At 58.2% G+C, this 17,497-nt stretch carries 18 protein-coding genes and 1 pseudogene; 11 read left to right on the forward strand and 8 right to left on the reverse strand.

Annotated elements, in window-relative coordinates; all coding sequences use genetic code 11:
* Positions 1-1,032: cbb3-type cytochrome c oxidase subunit I (locus PY649_RS33980; protein ID WP_285873418.1), on the reverse strand; the 1,032-nt coding region annotated here is incomplete at its 3' end.
* Between the two features lie 284 nt (positions 1,033-1,316).
* Between PY649_RS33980 and PY649_RS33985 the strand changes: the two genes are divergently transcribed.
* Positions 1,317-1,760 (forward strand): pseudoazurin, encoded by a 444-nt coding sequence (locus tag PY649_RS33985; protein ID WP_285873420.1) that lies wholly within the window; start codon positions 1,317-1,319, stop codon positions 1,758-1,760.
* 100 nt (positions 1,761-1,860) lie between these two features.
* On the opposite strand, the gene hemN is transcribed toward PY649_RS33985, so the two are convergent.
* Positions 1,861-3,213, reverse strand: coding sequence for an oxygen-independent coproporphyrinogen III oxidase (gene hemN, locus PY649_RS33990; protein WP_285873421.1), 1,353 nt, complete (start codon positions 3,211-3,213; stop codon positions 1,861-1,863).
* A gap of 219 nt (positions 3,214-3,432) precedes the next feature.
* Between hemN and PY649_RS33995 the strand changes: the two genes are divergently transcribed.
* From PY649_RS33995 to PY649_RS34005, 3 genes are all read left to right on the forward strand, one after another.
* The gene (locus tag PY649_RS33995; protein ID WP_285873422.1) at positions 3,433-3,717 is read left to right on the forward strand and encodes a DUF2249 domain-containing protein; all 285 of its coding nucleotides are present in this window, start codon (positions 3,433-3,435) and stop codon (positions 3,715-3,717) included.
* Positions 3,718-3,790: 73 nt separating this feature from the next.
* On the forward strand, positions 3,791-4,318 hold the full coding sequence (locus PY649_RS34000; RefSeq protein WP_285873434.1) for a DUF2249 domain-containing protein: 528 nt from the start codon (positions 3,791-3,793) through the stop codon (positions 4,316-4,318).
* 28 nt (positions 4,319-4,346) lie between these two features.
* Positions 4,347-5,024, forward strand: a complete 678-nt coding sequence (locus PY649_RS34005) for an NnrU family protein (protein WP_285873423.1) — start codon at positions 4,347-4,349, stop codon at positions 5,022-5,024.
* On the opposite strand, the gene PY649_RS34010 is transcribed toward PY649_RS34005, so the two are convergent.
* Both PY649_RS34010 and PY649_RS34015 read right to left on the reverse strand, forming a co-directional pair.
* Positions 4,989-5,621 carry a UbiX family flavin prenyltransferase gene (locus tag PY649_RS34010; protein WP_285873424.1) on the reverse strand — a complete coding sequence of 211 codons (633 nt, stop codon included), beginning with the start codon at positions 5,619-5,621 and terminating at the stop codon, positions 4,989-4,991. The genes PY649_RS34005 and PY649_RS34010 overlap by 36 nt on opposite strands.
* A complete protein-coding gene (locus PY649_RS34015) occupies positions 5,608-7,113 on the reverse strand; it encodes a UbiD family decarboxylase (protein WP_285873435.1) in 1,506 nt (501 codons plus the stop codon). Before PY649_RS34015 ends, PY649_RS34010 begins: the two co-directional genes overlap by 14 nt.
* 103 nt (positions 7,114-7,216) lie before the next feature.
* On the opposite strand from PY649_RS34015, the gene ubiT reads away from it, so the two are divergent.
* The 4 genes from ubiT to PY649_RS34035 all read left to right on the forward strand — a co-directional run bounded on the left by ubiT (position 7,217) and on the right by PY649_RS34035 (position 10,150).
* Positions 7,217-7,723 carry a ubiquinone anaerobic biosynthesis accessory factor UbiT gene (ubiT, locus tag PY649_RS34020; protein ID WP_285873426.1) on the forward strand — a complete coding sequence of 169 codons (507 nt, stop codon included), beginning with the start codon at positions 7,217-7,219 and terminating at the stop codon, positions 7,721-7,723.
* Positions 7,714-8,691 carry a ubiquinone anaerobic biosynthesis protein UbiU gene (gene ubiU / locus PY649_RS34025; protein ID WP_285873427.1) on the forward strand — a complete coding sequence of 326 codons (978 nt, stop codon included), beginning with the start codon at positions 7,714-7,716 and terminating at the stop codon, positions 8,689-8,691. The genes ubiT and ubiU overlap by 10 nt, the downstream gene beginning before the upstream one ends.
* Positions 8,692-8,695: 4 nt before the next feature.
* Positions 8,696-9,631 (forward strand): ubiquinone anaerobic biosynthesis protein UbiV, encoded by a 936-nt coding sequence (ubiV, locus tag PY649_RS34030; RefSeq protein WP_285873436.1) that lies wholly within the window; start codon positions 8,696-8,698, stop codon positions 9,629-9,631.
* 159 nt (positions 9,632-9,790) lie between these two features.
* Entirely contained in the window at positions 9,791-10,150 is a 360-nt protein-coding gene (locus tag PY649_RS34035; protein ID WP_349644462.1) for a hypothetical protein, read from the forward strand.
* Between the two features lie 73 nt (positions 10,151-10,223).
* Here the strand turns inward: PY649_RS34035 and PY649_RS34040 are convergent, their stop codons facing one another.
* Entirely contained in the window at positions 10,224-10,919 is a 696-nt protein-coding gene (locus PY649_RS34040) for a Crp/Fnr family transcriptional regulator (protein ID WP_285873428.1), read from the reverse strand.
* 875 nt (positions 10,920-11,794) lie between these two features.
* Between PY649_RS34040 and PY649_RS34045 the strand changes: the two genes are divergently transcribed.
* Positions 11,795-12,748 (forward strand): alpha/beta hydrolase, encoded by a 954-nt coding sequence (locus tag PY649_RS34045; RefSeq protein WP_285873429.1) that lies wholly within the window; start codon positions 11,795-11,797, stop codon positions 12,746-12,748.
* A gap of 132 nt (positions 12,749-12,880) precedes the next feature.
* Positions 12,881-14,233: an alpha/beta fold hydrolase gene (locus PY649_RS34050; RefSeq protein ID WP_285873430.1), complete on the forward strand. Its 1,353-nt coding sequence runs from the start codon at positions 12,881-12,883 to the stop codon at positions 14,231-14,233.
* 69 nt (positions 14,234-14,302) lie between these two features.
* Here the strand turns inward: PY649_RS34050 and PY649_RS34055 are convergent, their stop codons facing one another.
* Positions 14,303-15,199, reverse strand: a complete 897-nt coding sequence (locus PY649_RS34055) for a fructose bisphosphate aldolase (protein WP_285873431.1) — start codon at positions 15,197-15,199, stop codon at positions 14,303-14,305.
* Positions 15,200-15,244: 45 nt separating this feature from the next.
* Positions 15,245-15,907, reverse strand: a complete 663-nt coding sequence (locus PY649_RS34060; RefSeq protein ID WP_285873432.1) for a DsbA family oxidoreductase — start codon at positions 15,905-15,907, stop codon at positions 15,245-15,247.
* Between the two features lie 284 nt (positions 15,908-16,191).
* Between PY649_RS34060 and PY649_RS34065 the strand changes: the two genes are divergently transcribed.
* Positions 16,192-17,178 carry an alpha/beta hydrolase gene (locus PY649_RS34065; protein ID WP_285873433.1) on the forward strand — a complete coding sequence of 329 codons (987 nt, stop codon included), beginning with the start codon at positions 16,192-16,194 and terminating at the stop codon, positions 17,176-17,178.
* Between the two features lie 120 nt (positions 17,179-17,298).
* On the opposite strand, the pseudogene PY649_RS34070 reads toward PY649_RS34065, so the two are convergent.
* A pseudogene (locus PY649_RS34070) lies at positions 17,299-17,497 on the reverse strand (hydrolase); the annotation flags it as partial.

The raw sequence follows: 17,497 nt of genomic DNA on the forward strand, positions 1-17,497 counted from the left end.
GCCCCAGGAGGGCATCCAGAGCATGATCGAGAAGACCATTCCGAGCGTCTGCGCCCAGTCGGGCAGAGCCGTATAATGCAGATGGTGCGGACCGGCCCAAATATACATGAAGATCAGGGCCCAGAAGTGAATGATAGACAGCCGATAGGAATAAATCGGCCGGTTGGCCTGTTTCGGCACGAAGTAGTACATCATGCCCAGGAAGCCTGCGGTGAGGAAAAAGCCGACGGCGTTGTGACCGTACCACCACTGGGTGAGAGCATCCTGCACGCCCGAGAAGAGCGAATAGCTCTTGGAGCCGAGGAAGGAGACCGGCACCGCCAGGTTATTGACGACATGCAGCATCGCAATCGTGACGATGAAGCCAAGGTAAAACCAGTTCGCCACATAGATATGCGGCTCTTTGCGCTTCAGAATTGTTCCGAGGAACACCGCAAGATATGCGACCCAGACGAGTGTCAGCCACACATCGACATACCATTCCGGCTCCGCATATTCGCGCGCCTGGGTGATGCCAAGTATGTAGCCGGTGGCCGCCATCACGATGAACAGCTGGTATCCCCAGAAAACGAACCAGGCCAGCTTGCCGCCGAACAGGCGAGCGCGGCAGGTACGCTGGACCACATAAAAGGACGTCATGATCAGCGCGTTGCCGCCAAACGCGAAGATGACAGCGGACGTGTGGACAGGACGAAGGCGACCAAAGTTCAGGTAGGGCGCGATGTTCAGATCCGGGAAGGCCAGTTGGAGAGCGATCACGAGGCCCACGAGGAAGCCGACGACACCCCAAAAGACCGTCGCAATCAGCCCATATCGGATAACCCCGTCGGAATAGGCCGAAGTATTCGCGGCGCTGACGGCGCGCCGCGGCGAGAAATCGACCCTGCGCAAAAGCAGGATCGTTCCCGCGACCAGACAGAAAAACAGCACCCACATATGGGCGGCAAATAATTGGTCGTGGGCGAGAGCGGCCCCCAAAAGCGCGAAAAACGCGCCAACCGCCAGCACCATGATTTCTAAGGTATAATCCATGTGGTCGTCCCCGCAGCGCAGACGACCATGTCGCAGTGACCGCCTTTCCCGCCTATGGAACGACAGTTGTCATGGCCGCGACCGCCAATCTTTGATCTATGTCAACAACAGAGACGTTCTGCGCCAAACGGCGGTGCCGCCGCTTCGCAACGGCGACCCCAGCTGCAGCGGCGATACTCGCTCCGTCCTGCCGGCAATTTGACGGACGTCAAAGAAGAATGTTCGGCTTCGACGTACCACGTCTCCGACGGCCAATCAGGCCATCGCAAGTAGGAGACAAGAGAATGCGTTTCAAAACCGGTCTGATCGCTGCGACCGCAGCTTTGATGGCTTCGGCAATGCCACTTTTGGCGGCAGATCACCAGATCCAGATGCTCAACAAGGGTGCGGATGGCGCAATGGTGTTCGAACCGGGATTCGTCAAGATCGCACTCGGCGATACCATCACCTTCATTCCGACCGACAAGACCCACAACGTCGAAACGTTCAAGGAACTCATTCCTGCCGGAGCACCGGAATTCAAGTCCAAAGCAAGCGAGCAATATCAGGTCAAGTTCGATGTACCCGGCGCCTATGTCGTGAAATGCACGCCTCACGCGGGTATGGGGATGGTTGCGCTGATCCAGGTCGGGGACCATCCGGCAAATCTCGAAGCGATCAAGACTGCCAAGATTCCAAACCTGGCGCGAAAGCGCCTCGATACAGATCTCATGCAGGTCACCCAATAATGTGATAACAACCAATGGTGACCTGGGGTGACCTGGCCGAAGGCCCGGTCACCCTTTTTATGTTGCGGACCTCCCGGAATTAAGGCCCGGTCGGGCCCTTTCAGGCCGCCTTGCTATGTGTTCGTCCGGACATGCCGAGATAAGCGTCGAAGGCCGCGGCAACGGCTCTGATCATGAAACGCGATTCCTGGCGCACGGCAAGCTTACCGCCACCAATCTCAATCACACCGTCGGCTTCGAGATCCTTGAGCCTCTCATTGCCTCTCAGCAAATAGTCGGCGTCAAAGCCGGAATTGTCGGTGATACCATTCAAGTCGACCGAGAAATCGCACATGAGGCGCTCGATGATGCGTGCACGCAGCCGGTCTTCGTCGGTGAGGCGATACCCCTTCGCGGTCGCAAGTACGCCGGACGCCACACGATCGGCATAAGTGCCGAGCGCGACCTCGTTCTGGACATATCCCATGGGTAACTTGCCTATGGCGGAGGCTCCGAGCCCAATCAATGTCTCGCAGGTGTCCGTCGTATATCCCTGGAAATTTCGCCGCACCTCCCCCTTGGAACCGGCGATCGAAAGCGTGTCGTCGGGCAAAGCGAAATGGTCGAGGCCTATCCGGACATAGCCTGCCGCAACCAGCGCCGAAGCGATGGCCTCCGCCTGCGCATTTCTCTCCTCGGCGCCAGGGAGCGTCGCGTCATCGATCAACCGCTGATGCTTCTTGAAGGCCGGGATATGCGCATAACCAAACACCGCAAATCGCTCGGGGCGCATTTCTATCGAAGCATTCACGGTATCGATGCACGATTGAACCGTCTGATGCGGCAGTCCGTAGATCAGGTCGAAATTGATGCTGGAAACGCCTGAGGCTCGCAACAGCGATACGGCCGCACTCGTCTGTTCGACGGATTGCTTGCGGTTGATTGCCGCCTGGACCACCGGATCGAAGCTCTGGACGCCGAGGCTTGCCCGATCGACGCCGCTTTCACCGAGCGCCTCTACCATTTCGGCCGACAGCGTGCGGGGATCGATCTCGATCGCAATGCTGCAATCGGATTGGAAATCAAACGCGCTCCTGAGCTTCTTGATCAAGGCCCGAAACTCGTCCGGTCTGACGATTGTCGGGGTCCCGCCGCCGAAATGCACATTCTTGACCATGATCGGCTTGTGCGCAGCAAACGCGACCAATTCGATCTCCTGGTGCAAGACATCGAGATATTCGAGGATCGGGCGATCCTGCCTCATGATGCTCGTATGACAACCGCAATACCAGCACATGGACCTACAGTACGGAATGTGGAGATACAGCGAAACAGGCTGATCCTGCTCGAGGTTCGCCAGTGCTTGCGCATATGCGTCCGGCCCTATCGCGGAAGAGAAAGCAGGTGCCGTCGGGTAACTGGTGTAGCGCGGCAACCGTGCTTCACCGTATTTCGCGACCAAATGATTGGACATGATTGGTTCCTTCAAAGGGGCTGAAGGGCATTTGGCGCCAGGAGCGAGATCTGTCCTTGCGCTAAATCAATGACGGCCGGCTGAAACCGGCACCAGCATGGAGGTTATTTGCTGGCAATCAAAGTCACCCCGCCGCCTCACGACTATGGTTGCTTATCTGGCGCGCCGCGGCCGCAGCCGCCAGGTTCTTTGAATTGCGCGGCCGAAGGACAAAATTCCATGACTGAAGCAACGCTCATCGAAGCGGAAATTCCTCTCATTGACGTGCGCACGATCGCGCCCGCCGAAAGGCACCATCATATCTTCAGCACCCTCGACGCCCTTGCCCCCGGCGGGCTCCTGCGCATCACCAGCGACCACGATCCCCGCCCACTGCACTATCAATTGGAAGCAGGCTATCCCGGAAAATTCTCCTGGGACTATCTAGAGCAGGGTCCCCAGATCTGGAGGGTCGAGATTTCACGTCTTGAGACAGGTTGCGATTGCAGCTGCGGCGGCCATTGAGCACGCGGGATGAACGATAATGATCGCTCCTGGCGACAAAAAGCGCCAGGACGAATTTGGAGAGGCAGCGATGATAATACCGCTTCGTGAACTTGACGTCCGCGAGCTCCTGAGGGACGGCGGCGCACCCTTCAACCTGATAATGGAAACGGTCACATCGCTCAAACCGAGGGAAGGCCTTCGGCTGCTCGCTATATTCGAACCGACACCCCTCATTCATCAGCTCGGGCAGCGTGGCTATTCCCACGTGAGCAGGCAAATCGCCGAGGACGATTGGGAGATCATCTTCACGCCGGAATCCGAAGCCGAAGCGGAAATGCAAACAGGCCAGCCAACTGTCGAAACGGACCTATGGCCCGAACCGATATGGAATATGGACCTGACCGATCTTGCACCATCAGACTCGATGGAACGCATCCTAGCGCGCTTGGAGACAATGAAAGCGGGCGAAGTGCTATTTGCACTCGTGAGCGGCGAGCCAATTTTCCTCCTGAACGAGGTGAAGGCGCGTGGCCATGAATGGGTCGGCAACTTCGACTCCACGGGAACGGTCTACCGTATAATGGTTCGCGTGAACCCCTCCGTCAGCCAAACGGTATAGAACCAGCCCGCAATTTTGGAGAATTCAATTGACCGAGTTCGCGCTTGCGTTCGCGCTTTTCCTGGTGCTGCACTCCGTCCCGGCGATCCCGGCCATTCGCTCCGCGATCATTGCGCGGACGGGGCGGCCTGCCTATTTCATTCTATATTCGACGGTGTCGACCGCGGTCCTGATCTGGGTATTTCGTGCGGCCTTGGCTTTGGACTATATCCCGCTCTGGGATTTCCAGCCCTGGCACGCCGCAATAACAATTCTCTTGGCTCCTATCGGAATATTCCTCGTGGTCGCCGGGCTCTTGAGCTGCAATCCATTGTCGGTGTCGCTGCGGACGTCGGGCCGACCAGGCGCCATCGTTTTCCTCACCCGCCATCCTGTTCTCTGGGGTTTTGCTTTTTGGGCCGTCGGTCATCTCGTGGCGAATGGCGACCTGCGCGCATTTCTCCTGTTTGGTGGGTTTGCGCTTTTTTCGCTCGGCAGCATCCCGATGGCAGAAAAGCGAGCGCGAAAACGTCTGGGGACGTCTTGGGCTGAGGTTGCCGCTTCCACATCCATCTTTCCTTTTGCGGGTGTGTTGCGCAGACATGGGCTTGGAATAGACGTGCCCATCCTCGCCGGCGCCCTCGCGGCCGCCATCATCACCGGCTGGCTACTTCTAGGAGGACACAGCTTCCTATTCGGAGCCGACCCCATCGCCACCTGGATGTAAAGCAAGCCAGCCGCGTTCGCCCTCCCAGCTTCGCGCGAGCCCCGGCATGGGAAGACCGAGCATGTCGATCGCCCGGCTTGCGATGTGGTCGACCACATCCGCCACCGAAAGAGGCCTTTGATAGAAGGCCGGTACCGGTGGCATGACGATGGCGCCCATTTCCGTAACGCTCGTCATGTTGCGCAGATGTCCGAGATGCAGCGGGGTTTCCCGCGCAAGCAGGATAAGCCTGCGACGCTCTTTCAATTGCACGTCGGCGGCGCGAATGATGAGGTTGTCGGACACACCACAGGCGATTGCCGCCAATGTCTTCATCGAACACGGGGCAATGATCATGCCGTCCACTCGGAACGAGCCACTGGCGATGGCGGAACCTATATCGTCCGGGTCATAGGCCTTGGTGGCGGCGAGCAGCAGCCTGCCATAGGCATCGCTACCGATCTCATGAGCCAGAGTGCGTTGGCCGGCCTCGGAGACCACCAGATGCACCTCGGCCCCAACCATCATCAACTTTTTCACGATCGTCTCTCCGAGGACCGCACCCGACGCGCCGGTGATTGCGACGACAACACGAAATGGCCTGTCAGCGAAGGTCATGCTTTATCCTTTCCCATATCTCGTCCGCACGAGCCGAAGCAGCCGCAGACATCGACAGGGGCTTTCCCCATTCACGATCTGTCTCGGAACCGATCTTGTTGGTAGCATCGCATCCCATCTTGGCACCGAGGCCCGACTTCGGCGAAGCGAAGTCCAAATAGTCGATCGGGGTGTCCTCGATGAGTAGGAGATCGCGGCCGGCATCGAACCTGGTCGACAAGGCCCAGGCGATATCCTGCCAATTGCGCACATCGATGTCCGGATCTACGACAATGATCAGCTTGGTGTAGTTGAACTGGGGCAACATCGACCAAAGCCCAATCATTACCCGCTTGGCTTGGCCGGGATATCTTTTTTCGATCGAGACAACGATCGTTCGATACGAACACGCCTCAGGCGGCAGCCAGAGATCACATATTTCAGGAAACTGCTTTTTCACAATCGGCACGAAAAGCTCCGCCATCGCATCGCCCAGGCGCGAAGGCTCGTCCGGCGGGCGACCCGTGTAAGTCGACAGATAGACGGGTGAACGGCGGGTCGTGATGGCGGATAGATGGACGACGGGAAACGGCTCGACCGCATTATAGTAGCCCGTGTGGTCTCCGTAAGGTCCCTCGAGATCCGTCGTTTCGGCTGAGACCATGCCCTCAAGTATGATTTCCGCGTTCGCCGGCACTGGCATGGGAAGTGTCATCGCAGGTGCTACCTCCGTCCTAGCCGATCGCAGCAAGCCGGCGAAATTGAGTTCGCTCACGCCCTCGGGCAGCGGCATCACGCCGGCAAGCAACGTGGCAGGGTCGGCGCCGATCGCGATCACAATCGGCATGTCCAGGCCCTTTCTGCGCCATTCACGGTGATGCTTTGCTCCTCCCCTATGTGCAAGCCAGCGAACGATGAGCGATTGATTGTCGCGGACCTGCATGCGGTAGATCCCCACGTTAATGTCCGACGGATCGTCCGGGCTCCTTGTGATCACCAGAGGCCAAGTGACCAGCGGAGCGGGTTCTCCGGGCCAGCACCATTGAATTGGGAGTCTTGAGAGATCCACGTCAGGTCCCCGAAAGACGATAGCCTGCGCTGAGGATTTCGCGCATCGTTTCGGACGTGCGGACATGGCCGCCCTCATAAGAGGAAGTTTGCTCCAAGCCTCGCGCAACGACCGCGGAGGGGTTGGACGATGGAGTTCCGCCAGCTTCAGCGCAAGCAGAGGAAGTTCGCCCGGATTGATACCCAAGCCGAGTTCAATCCTTTCCCGTGTCCCGAAAAGGTTGACGAGCACCGGCATGTCAACGGTTTTGCCTTCCGCATTCACCGGCGCTTCGAAGAGCAATGCCGGCCCCTGTTCTCTGATGGCTTTTTGATGCAGGGCCGAGACTTCATGCACGAGTGAAACGGGCTCTCTCACCCGCAGGAGAAGCCGCCGACGCTCGAGTTCGTGCAAAAAACTCTGGAGATCAACAAATGTGGTCTGTCGCTGTTTGTCCGATTTCATAGGCGATGCAATCGGGAAAAAATAGGCGTCTGTCTTTGCTGCAAAGCAAACAGCGGGAACTCCACGCATCCTACGATGCCGCGTCACGACGAACGAGGCACAGATGCTTATACGACCAAAACTTTCCGGAGCCATAAGGGCTGTTCCGCTGCCGATCGCTCAGCGGGTGGCGACGCTGCTTTTCGATCAATTTCTGACAAAACACCCGGCTCTCTTCGATCGATTGGGTTGCTTCGAAACAAGCCGCTTTGCCTTCATACCGAACGAACTGCCGTTCGCATTTCTCATTTGCCCAGCAAAAAAGGCGATCCAAACGTACAGGCGCGGCGCCCGCTTGACTGCCGATGCCACGATCGAGGGACCGTTCTTCCTCTTGCTCGCACTTGCCGAAGGTCGTGTGGATGGAGACGCGCTCTTTTTCTCACGAAGACTGACAGTTACCGGCAACATGGAGGCGGTGCTCGCTCTCCGAAACGCGCTCGACGACAACAATATCGATCTTGCGGAGGATTTCGCCAACGCCGCCGGCCCACTGCAATCTGCCGCAAAAGTGGCGATTGTGTTTCTGCGCAAGCATGCTCTCAGGGCGGAGGGCTTAGCGTGGAATTGATATGCCCCGCAGGCACACCTGCCGCTTTCCGTGAAGCAGTCGACGCTGGTGCCGACGCCGTCTATTGCGGGTTCCGCGACGAGACCAACGCCCGCAACTTTCCGGGTCTGAATTTCACACGCGAGGAATTGGGCCAGGCAATCCGGTACGCGCGTTCCAAAAACGTCCGAACATTCGTCGCGCTGAATACTTTCATGACGGCCGGTCGCGAGCACTTGTGGCATACCGCCGCCGACGATGCCGCAAGACTTGGCGCCGACGCGCTGATCCTCGCCGATTTCGGTCTGATGGCTTATACAGCCGAAAAGCATCCCCAGCAGCGACTGCATGTTTCGGTGCAGGCATCCGCTTCCAACGCGGATGCAATTTCATTTCTGGTGGAGACATTTCGCGCGGCTCGCGTCGTGCTCCCGCGAACGCTGACGATCGCGGATATCGCCAGGCTCACTCCGAACATCAATTGCGAGGTCGAAATTTTCGTGTTCGGAGGACTATGTGTCATGGCTGAAGGCCGATGCTCACTTTCATCCTATGCGACTGGCAAATCCCCAAACATGAATGGAGTATGCTCCCCCGCCAGCCATGTGACCTATCGGCAAGATGGGCCGAACCTATTGTCTGAACTGGGCGGGTTTACGGTCAACCGTTTCCGCGCCGGCGAGGCGGCTGGATATCCAACACTTTGCAAAGGTCGTTTCGCCGTGGGCGACGCCGAGGGATATGCCTTCGAGGACCCCGTCTCGCTCGATGTTATGGATCAGCTGGAGGTCCTGAAGGCGGCGGGTGTTTCAGCCTTGAAGATCGAGGGGCGTCAGCGCGGAAAGGCCTATGTCGCAGAGGTGGTGGCCACGCTTAGAGCGGCCATGGATGCGACTCCGCCCGAACGCATGCGTCTTCTCGCCCGATTACGCGTCCTCAGCGAGGGTCAACAAACCACCCATGGTGCCTACGAAAAGCGGTGGAGATGAGACGATGCCGAACGCCGCAATAGGACTGACCCTCGGACCCGTGCTTTATCTTTGGGATGAGGAGCGCTGGCGAGACTTTTACTTCCGCATCGCCGACGAAGCTCCCGTGGACATCGTTGTTCTGGGCGAAACCGTCTGTTCCAAAAGGTTGCACTTTACAGAGGCAGTTATTGGAGAGGTCATCGAAAGGCTCGAAGCGTCAGGGAAGCTCGTGCGCTTGTCGACCCTGGCAATGGTGACCTTGGAACGGGAGTTGCAGTATCAAAAGGATGTCGCGAGCAGCACAAGTTATACCGTCGAAGCGAATGACCTGTCGGCCCTTCATCTTCTGAGCGGCCGACCCCACGCTGTCGGACCACTCGTGAACGTCTACAATGCGTCGACCGCCAAGTTCCTTGCCCAAAACGGTGCGACGACGATCTGCCTGCCGCCGGAGCTGCCCGCGACCTCCATTGAGGTCATCACACGGGAATGCCGGGATATCCAATACGAACTGTTCGCCTTCGGTCGACTGCCGCTCGCGATATCAGCCCGGTGCGCACATGCAAGATCAAAGGGAAAGATAAAGGACAATTGCCAATTCGTCTGCGGCCAGGACCCTGACGGTCTGGTGGTCAGCACATTATCCAAGAAGCCTTTTCTCGCCTTGAATGGCGTTCAAACGATGTCATTCACATGTCAGGCAATCCTGCCGGATCGCAACCAGCTCGCGACGCTTGGTGTAAGCTCGCTGCGGCTTTCGCCGCAAACCTGCGATATGGTTTCGGTTGCACGCCTATTCCGGAACCTGATCTCGGGACAGATCGGAGCAGACGAAGCCGCAGAGATGTTGCGTCGAATTTACCCTGCTGTCCCGCTTTCGAATGGCTTTCATCACCAGCTAGCCGGTGCCGCGTGGATCGGCCGAACACGCAACGCTGAGATGGGCTCCGCCCAATGAAGGCTCTGACGGAATAACAGCATCCTGCCGCGACGACCGGTTGATAGATAGGCATTTGGGTCGCGGCGGACATCGCGGCTCACCGCCGGCTCACGCATGCCCCTTTTTCGTGCGCTTGATTGACATTGCTCAAAGTCATCATCTCCCACGAGCGGCATGATGATCCCCGAGAGCTGCCAAGCCGTCATCTCGCTCCTCGCGGAGATGCATAAAGCGAGCTCTCAGGGCCGACAGGAGGATCAAATGCCTTTGAGATTAATTAGCGGGATGCTGAGGTCGTCCGGTAACGATGCAATGCTCATCATGGACAGCGGCATGGTAAACCAATTCGTCCTCGTAACGAAACAGGCTATTCTTGATATAGAGGCTCCGCCACGCTGCGATGAAAGCCGATTGCAGCAACACATCCAGATCTTCAGTAACATCGCCAGCGAGAAATACGACCGCGGCGATGTGAAATCGGACGGTCGCGTCTGGATCACGTCGGATGATGTCGCCAAGTGGAAGCGGGTGCATTGATCCGCGTCGGTACCGGATGACACCATGGTCTGCGCCAGTATCCGATGGATACCGCTGCTCGACGGCTGCAGCCCTACTCCTTGGCCCCTTCGGCAAGTTGCGAAAGGCCCTCCGGATCACGGACAAGGAGCTTTTGCCGGCCGCCTTCCACCAGTCCCCTCGCTTCCCAGGCGCTTAATATCCGGGAGACCGTAAAGAGCGTGGTTCCGGTCATCTCGGCGATATCCTGGCGTGAAATCTGAAAATCGATACGAATACCGTTTGGCTCGCGCTTGCCGGCCTGCTGGCAAAGTCGCCAGACAACATGAGCGACACGGCGTTCGACTTCCTGCGTCGACATTTCCCGGATACGCGTGTGTGCCTCTTCGAGCCTCTGGCCGATCGTCTGCATGGTGGTGACCGCAAGACGCGGATTCTGCTCGACAAAATCCGGCCAGATCTCCGTCGGCCAAGACAAGGCGACGCTTTCGGCGGCAGCGATGGCCGTTCCAGGATAGTCCGAGCGCCGGAGCGCTTTCGCAAAACCGAAGAGATCGCCCGGATGCACGATGCGTACGATGATCTGCTGTCCGTCCTCAGTCACCTGCGTAACCTTCAGCCGCCCGTGCAGAAGCAGGAAAAAGCTCGTGGCTTCCTGGCCCTGTTCGAACACGGCTTCGCCCTGGGGGATACGTCGCGACGTTGCGTGGCTCAACAGCCGATCGAGATCAGCGTCGGCCATCTTGTCGAACAAGGCCAGCGACCTGACGACAGTCCGATCAATTTTCACAATGGCCCCCTTGTCTCGCTTGTCTCGTGCATTCCATCGCTGCCGGCCCCATCAAGAACGGAGCGGTCCGGTCGCCAGCTTTACCGCGCGTGCCGGATGCCAATTGAGCATCTCATCGAAAGGCAATCTTCTGGCGACGGATAGCTTTCATATGAGGCTATATCCTCCTGAAATACTGCCGTCACCATCCAAATTGACGCGCTGCCTACCGGACCCGGTTGATCTCAAGGGATAAGATGTTCGCCGAATTATCTGACAGGGCATACTAAGGCCTCGAGTTTGAAATGAGCAATTTTGTACTTGGCCGGGCAATTCCGTCCAATAAGCCGCTTATTCCTTTCGGACAGATTGTTGGGGCTCAGAGAGCTGAGTTTAACACGGAAAAAACGGAGTAGTCGGGTTGGTCTTATTGTGTTCGGAGCCGGATAGGTTCGCTGCGCCATCGCCAAGTAGGGCGTCCAATCCATCAGATTACCCGCTATATTTACTAGAGCTAGGGCGTCAATTCTACTTCTACGTTAGAGACATAACCTTTGTTAGGCGCTACAGTTTTTTAATATGCTACATTTTGCCGGCTAATATTGTGCATTTGCGTTGAACGATGTGCACGCATGGCGGTGACCTGTCGTCGCCGTGATTTGGTTTGGTAGGCAGCTGAAAATCTCTGAAATGAGCGCTGCCGATGAATTTGAAAGAGCGCGCGGGGCTCTGTTTTCGAAGTCTGTACACGTGCAAGCGATTGTCGGGATCTCGGCATCGCATCGCTCCCGCATGCGAGCATGTATCGGGCCGATCGCGATCATTGACAACAGCGCGATCGGAGATCCTGCCAACCGGCAGGCGGAGTGCCTGCCTTTTTAACCGGGAACACGACAATGAGCGACCAGAGAAGCGAAACCTCAACGGACGGCACCACGCGCAGGAACGTACTTTTGGGCGCCGGCACGATGGCGGCTGCGATGGGACTGCAAGCGCCATCGGCACATGCGGCTGAAACCGCCGAAAATACCGCAGCACCGCAAGCCCCCATGCCAGCAGACAAGGTCGATCTCGTCCACAAGCGAGCAACGGTGAATGGTGTCAGACTGCACTATGTGACGGTCGGAAAAGGCCCTGTCGTCCTGTGCATGCACGGCTGGCCTCAGAACCATCGAGAGTTCCTTCCGATCATGGAACCCTTTTCCGACCGGTATTCCTTCATTGCGCCCGACCTGCGCGGCTATGCCGATAGCGACAAGCCTTTCAGTGGTTACGAACCCAAGACGATCGCGCAGGATATGATCGCCCTGATGGATGCGGAAGGGGTCCGGAAGTTCCACATATTGAGCCACGATCTCGGAGGTCCGCCCTCCGTTGCCCTTGCCTATCTGGCCTCAGACCGCGCGATGTCGCTCTCGACGATTGAAACGCCCTTCTTCGGCTTGAGTTTTCCCGGCTATGTCGATCCCCGCGTGCCCTATTGGCACCTCAGCATGCACATGAATATGGACGTGACCCGTATGCTGGTCGAAGGACGCGAAGAGCAATATCTCCGGCATTTCTTCCGCGATTTCGCCTACAATCCCACGGCCGTACCGGAGGCCGAAGTGCAGCAATATGTACGTCAGATGCGCCAGCCCGGCAATTTGCGCGCAAGCCTGAACCACTATGGCTACATCCCCCAAATGGCCGCGCAGACGGGCGAACTGGCCAAGCAGAAACTGACGGGTTCCGATGTTGGCTTGGGGCGGCAGCAGCTCCTTCGGAAGCCACTGCATCGACAGTGCAAAAGCAATCGCAAACTCTGCCAGAGGTGGTGTCATCGAGGACTGCGGCCACTGGGTTTTTGAGGAGAAGCCGCAGTTCATCCGCGATGAACTCAGCAAATTCTGGGCGTCTGTGTGAGGAGTGCCTCTCGTATCGTCACGAACCTAGCGCGACGAATTTAAAAGACGAATGGTTGCTTAAAACAGGAGAGCAAAATGCGCTCACGAGCAGTTTTTATCGCAGTGTTCGCCGCTGCGGCGATTTCCACTTCGGCGGCTGCGCAAACATCGGAGTTCATCTACCCGACCACATTTCGCGCCGAGGAAGTCGCCACCAACGGCACAACGATCCACGTCCGTATCGGCGGCTCCGGCCCCGCGGTTATCCTCTTGCACGGATATGGCGAGACGGGTGACATGTGGGCACCGCTGGCAGCCGAGTTGATGAAAGATCACACCGTCATCGCACCTGATCTGCGAGGCATGGGTCTGTCCGCCGTTGCAACGGAAGGTTTCACCAAGAAGAACGAGGCAGAGGACGTCGCCGGCGTTTTGGACAAGCTGCATGTCGAGCAGGCGGACGTGGTTGGCCACGACATCGGCAATATGGTTGCCTTCGCCTTTGCCGAATCCCATCCCGACCGCACAACGCGCCTGGTCATGATGGATGCGCCGGTACCTGGGGTCGGCCCATGGGACGAAATCTTGAAGACCCCGATACTCTGGCATTTCCATTTCGGTGGGCCTGACATGGAGCGTCTCGTGGCCGGCCGCGAGCGCATCTATCTCGACCGCTTCTGGAACGATTTCTCAGCCGATCCTGCGCACTTTTCGGAGGAAGCGCGCAATCACTACGCTGAGCTCTACGCAAAGCCCGGTCGCATGCATGCGGGCTTTTCGCAATTCGCCGCTTTTGATCAGGATGCGATCGACAACCGCGCGTTCGTTGCGAAAGGGCGCCTGCAGATGCCGGTTCTGGCCATCGGCGGCGATCATTCGTTCGGGGACACCATGGCATTCATCATGCGGTTTGCCGCCGACGATGTGCACCAGGTTGTGATTGCGAATTCGGGCCACTGGCTCATAGAAGAGCAGCCGGCACCGACCATCGCGGCTATTCGTACATTCCTGCAGAACAAGGTGGCTTCCGAGGCGCTGCCGGAGACACGCCTGACAGTGGCGCAAGTTGACGCGCTGGCGAAGAAGCAGGGTGGAGCCGGCACATCGGGGCTAAATGGCGTGCAGACCACGGTTCTCTCCGGCGATCCCAATGCGCCAGGCCCCTACACGATTGAAATCCGCGTCCCGGCACATACGCGCATCGCCGCGCATACTCACCGCGACAATCGTACAGCACTTGTCGTTTCCGGCGAGTGGCACTTTGGTTATGGCGAAAAGGCTGCCGAGGAGAAGACGGCCACACTTGGGCCTGGCGGCTTTTACACGGAACCCGCCGGCATCGCCCACTTTGCATTCACCGGCGATGCGCCGTCGGTTGTCTATATCAGCGGCCAGGGTCCGACCGACACCCAATATGTCAGCGCGGCGGACGATCCTGCGAAGAAATAAGTGCCTTGCCGGGCAACGAAAGGCGCGCCGCAGGGACACGCCTTCCAACTTGGTCAAAGAGCGCAATCTTCAGGCCTTGTGGACACTTGCCTCGTAGCTCTCATTGATGGCGCGGGAAAGGGCTTCATTTAGCTCGGTGTCAGTCGTGGAAACGCGAAGTTCCTCGATCAGCGCCCGCGAGAAGCTGGCGATCACGCCCTTATTGTGTTTGAGCCGCTCGCAGGCGTCAGTGCGCGTGTAGCCCCCCGAAAGCGCAAGCACGCGTGCCACATTCCGATGCTCGACAAGCGGCTTGTAGAGATCGGCGACAGTCGGAATGGTAAGCTTCAGCATCACCTTTACGCCGTCTGGCAGGGCCTCGAGCCCCTTGCTGATCTCATCGCGCAGAATTGCTTCCGCGCCGGCCTTGTCAGGGCTGCTGATCAGCACTTCCGGCTCGATGATCGGCGTCAGGCCGTATCCCGCGATATGCTTGGCGACTTCAAACTGCTGCGCCACGATCGCGGCGATCCCGCTGGCCGAAGGCAGCCTGACTACCGACCGCATCTTGGTGCCATGAATGCCCTTCTTCACCGCCCGCTCAAGCAGAGGATCGAGCTTGGGCATTGGTTTCATGAGCTGAACCCCATCGCTTTCCGATTCGCGACCGGCGTCGACCTTGAGCAGCGGAATGATGCCGCGATCTTCCCAGAGATAGGATGGGATCGGTTTGCCGCTGATCTCGCTATCCATGGTCCGTTCAAACAGGATAGCGGCGATGACCTTGTCGCCGGAAAAGGCTGGAGCGGTCATGATGCGCACGCGCATCTCGTGGATCAGGTCGAACATTTCGGCATCGCCGTTGTAGGCGGTGTCCGGGATGCCATAAAGGCGCAGTGCTTCTGGCGTCGATCCGCCACTTTGGTCCAGCGCTGCAACGAAACCCGGCTTTCCGGCCATCTGGGCCGCCATCTGCTTGTCGGTCATGATTGTTTCCTAGTTATCTTCAATACCCGTTTGAAATAGTCGCGATCACCTCATCCCCTCGGTGAGACGGATCAGGCGTTCAAATTCGTTCTCTGGCACGAAGCCGCTGATCATTTTGCCGGCGATCAGCCAGCTGGGTGTTGCCGCAACCCCCATCTGGTGTCCGAGATGCTCACCTTCATTGACCCATTCGAGCGCCTCGCCGCCTGCAAGACTATTTCTCAGCGGCTCTGTGTCATCGAGGATATCTACAACGCAGCGCAGCACGACTTCAAGGTTGCCAATGTCCAACCCATCGGCAAAATGCGCTCGGAACAGCCTAGCCTGCACGCGCTCGAACGACTGTATCTTGTTTCTGCGAACCCACTCGGCGGCGGCCAGCGCAATGCGAGAATTGGGTAGGCGCGGCGGCCAGTTCAGCGGCAGACCGATTGCGGCAGCATCGCTCTCGATTTTCGCGTACATGGGGCCGGAGCGCGGGCCGATATGGATGCCCGCAGCAGGGATATCGGGATGGGCCTGAAAGGGAAGCTCCGCCACCTTCAGGCCGCGCTCCTGCAGGAAACGCGTGCGCGCCTGGCCCAGATAGCAGAACGGACAGGTCAGGTCGTACCAGTGTACCGCGAGCGATCCATCGGCCGCGGCTCGCACCAGCACCTCAGGGGTTGCCGAGAGGATCGGATCAGTAGTGGTGGGTGTATCGCTCATGGGTTCATCCGTTTTCTGGCATGGTCGGCTGACCCAGTTCGGTAGCGGAAATCTCCAACGGCCGGACTGGAGGATGGGCCGCCTTCATAAGCGATACGCCAGCCGCACAGTCAGCTCCATCGGCACTTCTGCGGAATAACATCTGCAAAAATGCAGTTTGAAATTACTAATTCTGAACGCCCATGCTGCCGGGGCGGCATGGAGGTGCCGCGATGCTAGTGCCATGATCCAGCCGGATAAAGGCGAAAGCATAGCGAGCAACCGCAAGATCGTAGGAAAGAGCGATGACTATTTCTCATGAGGAGACAACCCCTCCGAGCGCTAGGCTTGATCCGGACATGCGGGAGGTGCTCGCCGAACTCAAACGGCTCGGCGCGCGCCCACTTGCGGAACTCACTGTGGAAGAGGCCCGCGCCCAGCCAGGACCGGCCGACGCGGCAAATGCGCTCGAACTCAAGCGCGGCTTTGACCGGACCGCAGAGCTCGAGGTCGATGCGCAAGACGGCGTGATTTCCTCGCCAAATGGATCGATCCCTATCACCATCTACAGGCCAAAACTCGCTAGAACCGCCCTACCGATCATTCTCTATTTCCATAGCGGTGGCTTCGTCATTGGTAGCGTGCGGACTTCCGACCTGACCACGAGGAGACTGGCACTCAATGGCGAAGCAATCGTTGTCTCGGTCGACTACCGCAAGGCGCCAGAGCATCCCATTCCCGCCGCTCATGATGATGCATGGGCAGCGTATCTCTGGCTGCTTGACCAAGTCGAAAGCCTTGGCGGAGACAAGACTCGGATTGTGGTGATGGGTGAGAGCGCCGGCGGCAATCTCGCCGCCAATGTCGCGATCCGGGCTGTGGTCGTAAGGGTTGATCCCCCTGCTTGCCAGATCCTGCTCTATCCGGTCGCAGGCCACAACATGGATACCCTGTCATATCGGGAAAATGCCGATAGTGCGCCTTTAGGCAAGCGCGCAATGGCCTGGTTCTTTCGGCACGCTTTCGCCGGTCCGGGAGCAACCAATGATCCGCGTATCAGCTTGGCTGACCGAGATGATCTAGCCGGTTTGCCGCCGACTCTCCTTATCACCGCCAATCTGGATCCCTTGCGCAGCGAGGGACAGGCTCTTGCGGCGAGTTTGCGGGGAGCCGGAGTGCCTGTGAATGCGCTCAACATCGAAGGTCTTGGCCACGAGTTCTTCTGCATGAGCAAACTGGTTCCGGGCGCGAAGTTCGCCATGGAAACCGTTCTGGCGGCGATCGCATCATGAGACCAAACTCACCCGGCTGGCTCTTTCGGCTGGCCGAGTGACTTTGGTCATAGCTATCGGCGTTCGCCGACTTATGCTTCCGGCTCACGGGAACCGGCACGTCGAGCGATCAGGATCAGCTCACGAGTGCTTGATTTCCGGGCCGAGTGCCCACTTCGCGTAGGCGATTTGGATGCCGAAGGCGGCATGCTCCTTCATGATGTCCATCACACCCTGGTAAGTTTCCTGACGTGCCCAATCCTGCTGCAGTTCATAGACAAAGTGTTGGGCGGTAGTCGGAACTGCACCGGCCTGGATCATACGCTCGACAGCCCGCTCG

The sequence above is a fragment of the Rhizobium mayense genome (genome assembly GCF_030272705.1).
GTDB classification, from domain to species: domain Bacteria; phylum Pseudomonadota; class Alphaproteobacteria; order Rhizobiales; family Rhizobiaceae; genus Rhizobium; species Rhizobium mayense.